Annotated in this window: 6 protein-coding genes and 1 pseudogene; 2 read left to right on the plus strand and 5 right to left on the minus strand. The window is 69.8% G+C overall.

Going from position 1 to position 6,467, the window contains the following annotated elements; genetic code table 11:
- Positions 1 to 170: 170 nt before the first annotated feature.
- From AC6LJ9_RS10360 to AC6LJ9_RS10380, 5 genes and pseudogenes are all read right to left on the minus strand, one after another.
- Positions 171 to 683: pseudogene (locus AC6LJ9_RS10360) on the minus strand (transposase); the annotation flags it as partial.
- Positions 684 to 834: 151 nt separating this feature from the next.
- Positions 835 to 1,743: a GntR family transcriptional regulator gene (locus AC6LJ9_RS10365; RefSeq protein ID WP_498147467.1), complete on the minus strand. Its 909-nt coding sequence runs from the start codon at positions 1,741 to 1,743 to the stop codon at positions 835 to 837.
- Positions 1,744 to 1,748: 5 nt separating this feature from the next.
- Complete coding sequence (gene pdxA, locus AC6LJ9_RS10370; RefSeq protein WP_212320061.1) at positions 1,749 to 2,801, minus strand: 4-hydroxythreonine-4-phosphate dehydrogenase PdxA; 1,053 nt, start codon at positions 2,799 to 2,801, stop codon at positions 1,749 to 1,751.
- Positions 2,798 to 4,000: a four-carbon acid sugar kinase family protein gene (locus AC6LJ9_RS10375; RefSeq protein WP_498147468.1), complete on the minus strand. Its 1,203-nt coding sequence runs from the start codon at positions 3,998 to 4,000 to the stop codon at positions 2,798 to 2,800. Before AC6LJ9_RS10375 ends, pdxA begins: the two co-directional genes overlap by 4 nt.
- Positions 3,997 to 5,034 carry a 2-keto-3-deoxygluconate permease gene (locus tag AC6LJ9_RS10380; protein ID WP_498147469.1) on the minus strand — a complete coding sequence of 346 codons (1,038 nt, stop codon included), beginning with the start codon at positions 5,032 to 5,034 and terminating at the stop codon, positions 3,997 to 3,999. Before AC6LJ9_RS10380 ends, AC6LJ9_RS10375 begins: the two co-directional genes overlap by 4 nt.
- Before the next feature lie 325 nt (positions 5,035 to 5,359).
- Here AC6LJ9_RS10380 and AC6LJ9_RS10385 point away from each other — a divergent pair, with 325 nt between their 5' ends.
- Positions 5,360 to 5,800 (plus strand): GNAT family N-acetyltransferase, encoded by a 441-nt coding sequence (locus AC6LJ9_RS10385; protein ID WP_498147470.1) that lies wholly within the window; start codon positions 5,360 to 5,362, stop codon positions 5,798 to 5,800.
- Complete coding sequence (locus AC6LJ9_RS10390) at positions 5,797 to 6,417, plus strand: FMN-dependent NADH-azoreductase (RefSeq protein ID WP_498147471.1); 621 nt, start codon at positions 5,797 to 5,799, stop codon at positions 6,415 to 6,417. Before AC6LJ9_RS10385 ends, AC6LJ9_RS10390 begins: the two co-directional genes overlap by 4 nt.
- Positions 6,418 to 6,467 lie beyond the last annotated feature (50 nt).

Below are 6,467 nucleotides of genomic sequence, written 5' to 3' on the forward strand. Positions count from 1 at the left end.
AGATCCTGAGCTATTGATTGCCATCGTACGGCAGAAATCGCTGACTTTCACACTTCCGGCCATAGCCTCGCCAGTTGGATCATCCCTAGGGAAGGTCTGATCTGAACCCGTTCGCAGGCAGGATGGATATGCAAAGTCCCCAGGTCACGACGACCCGGGCGATATGAGCATCAAGACGGCCTCCAACGCGGCATTTTTGCCCCATTCCCGGGGTTTTGGGCCCATTGCGGGCACACTGCGCCCTTGGCGGCCAGCACATGCCGTCGCGCCATCCACAGATTGCCGAGCATGAACAGCGTGCGCAGCTGCGCGGTGTTCTTAGCCAGCCTCCGGTATCGGACCATGGCGTAGCCGGACTGACGTTTGATCACGCGGAAGGGATGCTCGACACGCGCCCGCAGGCTTGAGCGCATGTGATCCAGTTGCTTCTGCGCACGGGCCAAGTCCTTGGAGAGCTTGTCGCGTGCGCTCTGGCGCATCGGGATGTGCCAGTCGACCTGACGTTCGACGTTCTCCGGGCGCTTGCCCACGCCCTGGTAGCCCGCGTCGCCCAACACGATCTGCTCGGCCCCATGCAGCAACGCGCTGGCCTGCATCACATCGACCACGTTGGCCGACGTGCCGACCACCATGTGCACCAGCCCCGAGTGCAGGTCCACGCCAATGTGGGCGTTCATTCCAAACCTGCTCCATCTCCGACAGAAATCTCTCGCGCCGTGTCTGCTTGCGCTTGCCAGCGTATTCCGCTTCCGAAAAGCTCAACCGACTCATCTTCCATCCTGGCTGCTCACTTCAAGGTCGGACCGCCAATCGGGAGATGTTTTCAGAGTTTCCTCAGCGGGCAGCCCGCAGGCGTTCGAGTTCGGCGGACAGCGCCTGCACCAGCGCCTGGGCCCGCGCCAGCGGGTCTTCCCCGTTGCCGGACGCGGCGGCGGCCTGTCCGGGCTCCGGCACGACCGGCTCGTCGCGCAGGCGCGGCTGCACGCTTTCATGGGTGTCGTTGACGTCCACGTCGAACACCAGCTGGTCGCCGCGATGCCAGGTGGTGAACCATTCCATGGGGCGGCCGTGCTGGTCCAGGCCCTGGCCTTCCAGCATCAGCAGCGGACTGCCGGGTTTTGCGTCGAGCAAACCGGCCTGGCTGCGGTCGGCCGCCACGGCGCGGATACGGTTGCGGCCGCTGTGCGGCTGCAGGCCGTAGCGCTGTTGCAGCACGGCGTGCAGCGACGCGTTCTCCAGCTGCGCCGCGCTCAGCCCGGGCAGCCGGGCGGCGGGCAGCCAGGTGCGCACATAGGCCAGCGGCGTGCCGCCGATATGGCGCAGGCGCTCCAGGCGCAGCAACTGACCGGTGCCGAAGAATGCGGCGACCTCGGCGGGCGCGTCGGCCGGCTCCAGGCCCAGCACGCGGGTCTCCAGCGCCACGCCGCTCTGCGCCAGCTGCTGATGAAAGCCGGTGGAACGCTGCACCAGCCGGCGATGCTGCTGCGGCACCGCGACCACGGCCGGGCGTCCTGTCTCGCGCCGGATCAGGCCCTCTGCCGCCAGCGAGCCCAGCGCCTGCCGCACCACGCTGCGGGCCACGCCGTAGCGTTCGCACAGCGCCGCCTCGCTGGGCAGGGCGGTGCCGGCCGGCGCGCGGCCGTCGAGGATCGCGCCGCGCAGCTGCGCGGCCATCTGGGCGTGCAGCGGCAAGTCGCCTGAGCGGTCTAGTACGGGGCCGGCATCGGCCTGGGCGGGCGCCATGGGAATCAACCTCCTGTTTGTGCCCGCGCAGTTTCCCATACATGCGACCAGCCGGGGGCCAGGTTGGCGGCGCGCTCGGCGGCCAGCACCAGGCTGTCCTCGCGCGCGATGCCCTTGCCGGCGATGTCGAAGGCGGTGCCATGGTCCACCGACACCCGCACCACCGGCAGGCCGACCGTGATGTTCACGCCGTCGTCGCCATAGACCGACTTGAAGGGCGCGTGGCCCTGGTCGTGATAGCAGGCGATCACGAATTCCCACTTGCCGCGCACGGCCTGCGGGAACAGCGCGTCGGCCGGAATCGGGCCGGCCGCCAGGATGCCGGCGGCATTGGCCTCGGCCACCGCCGGCGCCAGGATGTCGGCGTCCTCGCTGCCGAAGATGCCGTTCTCGCCCGCGTGCGGATTCAGGCCGGCCACGGCCACCGGCTTGTCGCCACGGCCCAGCGCCTTGGCGAAGGCGCCGGCCAGGCGCAGCACGGCGCGCATGCGCGCCGGATTCACGTCCTCGATGGCCTGGCGCAGCGACACGTGGGTGGTCGCATGGAACACGTACAGGTCGCCGGCGGACAGCACCAGCGAGAAAGTCTTGACGCCGAACTCATGCGCCAGCAGCTCGGTGTGGCCGGGCCACTTGTGGCCGGCGGCGTGCATCGCGGCCTTGTTCAGCGGCGCGGTGACGATGGCGTCGACCTCGCCGGCGCGCGCCAGCGCACACGCGGTGGTGACGAAGCGCACCGAGCCGTCGCCGGCCTCGGCGCTGATCTCGCCCAGCTTGACGTGCGCCAGCGACGGGCCGGCCTGCACCACCTCGATGGTGCCGGGCGCGTTGGTCGCGTCGGCAGGACGCGCCACCGTGCGCACGATGGACGGATCGCCGCCCAGGCCGCGCACCGCGTTGGCCATCACGGCCGCGTCGCCGACCACCACCAGCCGCGCCTTGGCGCGCAGGGCCTCGTGGCCCATCAGCATCTTGGCGGTAATCTCCGGACCGATGCCGGCGACGTCGCCCAGCGTGACGGCCAGCAGCGGCAGGTTGCGGGAATTGCTCTGAGTCATTGCTTGAATCTCCGTTCACGGATCGCGCGCACGGCGCGAACCAATACATCTTCCGTGCCAAAGCCGCCGGCCTTGGTCACGATGGGCAGGCCGGCGGCCTGGCCCCCGGTCAGCGTGCCAAGTGGCACGCCGCCCATCACTTCATCGGCCAGCACGATGCCGCCCGCGTCCAGCGCGCGCAGCACCTCGCGGGCGCCATCGCCGCCGGTGGCGACCACGCCGGCCGCGCCCCGATGCCGGATCCAGGCGGCCGCCAGGCCGCCCAGCCGTCGCGCCACCATGTCGGCGTCGAGTCCGTCGGCATGGCCTTCGGGCGCCAGCAGCACCGCCACGCCGCCCTTGTCGGCGGGCGCGTCGAGCAGGGCGGCGCTCCAGGCGCGCCATCCATCGGTGTCGGCCAGCTGCGCCGGCGCCGGCATCCAGCAGCGCGCGCCGGAGGCGATCAGCGCCGCCGCCTGGGCGCGCGCGGCGCTATGTTGGGACGTCACGACCACCAGCACCGTGCCCGCCTGTTCCACGCCGGCCCAGACCCGGGCCAGCGGCGCGGCCAGGCCGCCCGCGCCGACCGGCAGCGCGCGCTCGCCCAACAGGCCGATGGCCTGCGCCAACCGCTCCAGCTCATCCTCGTCGGCCGCGTCGACCACGACGATCCGACCAGCGCGCTCGATGCGGGCCGCCAGCTCGCCGGCCGAGGCCAGGCCGTCCTGGCCGACATGGGCGCATTGGAGCAGGGAGGGGATATGGCTTTCGGTGACCGGCGTGACCGGGTCAGTCGCGGCCGAGGTCTCGGTGACCGGCTTGCCGTTCACCAGCAGCACGCCGCCGGACACGGTCCGGCCGGTGGCGGGAAAGGCCGGGCAGATGACCGCGATCGCGTCCGGCGCCCAGGCGCTGCAAGCCGCCTCGATTTCAGCCAGGAACGGGCCGCGCAGCGTGGAATCGACCTTCTTGTACAGGCGCTTGACGCCGGCCTGTCGCAAGCGCTCGATGTTGGCGCGCACGATCTCGGCGGCCTGGGCGGCGGGCAGGGCGCGGCTGTGCGTCGTGACCGCCAGCACCTCGGCCTGCCCGTCGCCGGCCAGCGCCTCGTCGGCGCCGCCGATGGACAGGTGCGTGCTCCAGCCGGCGCGCACGAATTGCACCGCGGTGTCGCCGGAGCCGGTCAGGTCGTCCGACACGATGGCGATCACGGGATTCACAGCGCTTCTCCGCGCGCCGCGCTCAGGGGCGCGGCCACGGCGGCGTCTTCCTCGCCGTCCCCGGCAACGGGCTTCAGTTCGCCGGCGCGCTTCAGGAAGTACGACGCCAGCACCGGCGCCAGGATCGAGCTGATCAGCACGCAGGCCGCGACCTGGGCGGTGGCGGTGCCCACGTATTGCTGGAACGAGGGATCGGCCGCGGCCACCACGGCCGGGGTGGCGATGGCGTTGCCGGCGGTGGTGCCGGCCGCGAAGCCCAGGCCGCTCTTGCCGCCGCGGCGCAGGATGTAGCGGTAGCCCAGGTAGACCAGGCCGCCCGTGATGGGGCTGATGATCAGGCCCAGGATCAGGCCGCTGACGCCGCCGCTGACGACCGCGCCCAGGTTGATGCCGGTGCCCAGGGCGAAAGCGAAGAACGGGATGACGATGTTCGGCACGGGCTTGAGCACGTCGCGCCACTTGGCATCCAGGTTGCCGACCACCACGCCCAGCAGGAACGGCACCAGCGCCGCCACCAGCGCGACCAGCGGAATGTCGGCCAAGCCCGAGGCGCCCAGGAACAGCAGGCTGAAGAAGGGACCGTCATTGACCGCGCTGGCGACGTAGGCGCCGCGATCGCGCGCGTCGCCGTACTGGCCGGTGTAGGCCAGCCACAGGCCGCCATTGCTGTTGTCGAAGGCAGCCAGCATGGCCAGGATCGACACGCCCAGCACGCCGTTCAGGCCCACGTAGCTGCCCAGGATGATGATCAGCGTGGCCGGAACCAGCGTCTTCATCAGCAGGATGGTGCCGGCAGTGGCCAGGATCGGGCCGCCGGTGCGCGTGTTGACCTGGGTGCCCGTGGCGAAGATCAGCAGGGCGATCAGGGGCAGGGCGCTGTTCTTGAACAGCGCGGTGGTGAAGCCGCCGATCGTCAGCGCGTCCGGCGCGAACGTGCCGATCAGGGATCCCAGCACCAGCGGCACCAGCATCAGGCCGCCTGGGATTTTCTGCATCGTGCCAAAGAATGGGGAACGGGTGGATTCGGTTGCCAAGGTAGGAGTCTCCATGAGGAATTTTCGGTCAGGCAGACGTTCATGCGCGCGTCTGTCGGCAAGAAAGACGCGCTAGTGTACATCTTGTACGTACTACCTGTACGTACAAATTTCAGCGCCTTATGCAGGCAGAAAATGCGGCGGACCTGCCGCGCCCAGTCCCTGTCACGGTCCCGAATCCAGGCGGAAATTCATCATGGCCCAGTACAAAACAACATTCTTGGATATATGTAATAAGCCATGCGGCCGCTAGCATGGAGACCTGTTCCAACCCGCGCCGGCCACAGCGCCAGCGCCCGCACCAGGATCCACGCAATTGGACGACATGCAACTACGCCACGCCGACACCGAAGACGAACTGCGCGCCTGCTTCCCCCTCATGCGCCAGCTGCGCCCGCACCTGGCCGACCCGGCTGACTTCATCGCGCGCGTGCGCCGCATGGCGGCGCAGCGCTATCGCCTGCTCGGCGCCTGGCGCGGCGAGGAGCCGCTGGCGCTGGCCGGCTACCGGCTGGACGAGAACCTCATCTACGGCAGCTTCCTGTACGTGGACGACCTGGTGACCCATGAATCCAGCCGTGGCCGCAACCTGGGCGCCCGGCTGCTCGACGCGCTGACGGAATCGGCGCAACGCGCCGGCTGCGCCAAGCTGGTGCTGGATACCGGCCTGTCGAACGCGCTGGCCCAGCGCTTCTATTTCCGCCAGGGCCTGCTGACCAGCGCCATGCGCTTCTCCAAGCTCCTGGAACAGGAGACGCCGCGATGAACCGCATCCTGCATCTGGATTGCAGCCCGAGGCTGGAGGGCTCGGAAAGCGCGCGCCTGTCCCGCGCCATCGTCGACCGGCTCATGCGCCAACACCCTGGCGCGCAGGTCATCGGCCGGCATCTGCGGCAGGGCACGATCGACCACGTGGATGGCGACTATGCCCGCGCGCTGGGCACCCCCGGGGCCGCCGCCGACCTGACGCGCGGCTCGCTGGCCGATTCCGAGACATTGATACGCGAGCTGGAATCCGCCGACTGCCTGGTCATCGGCACGCCCATGCACAACTACACGGTGCCCTCGGCGCTCAAGGCCTGGATCGACCATGTGGTGCGCGCGAACCGGACCTTCACGCACATCCCCGCCGGCAAGCAGGGCGTGCTGGCGGACCGCCCGGTGTATGTCGCGGTCTCGTCCGGCGGATCGTTCGCCTCCGAACCCGCGCGCCAGCCCGACTTCCTCACGCCGTACCTGACCGCCATCCTGAACACCATCGGTCTGCGCACGATCCATTTCTTCTCGGTCCAGCGCACGGCGGCGGGCGGCGACACGCTGGCGGGCGCGCGGAGCCGGGCCGACGCCGAGCTGGAGCGCCATTTCGCCGCCGTCCACGCCTGAGATCGCGGCAGTTGCGGATTTGCGGGAGAGGCATATAGTGGGCCCCGGCC

This window comes from Achromobacter sp. 1011811831, assembly GCF_059760905.1.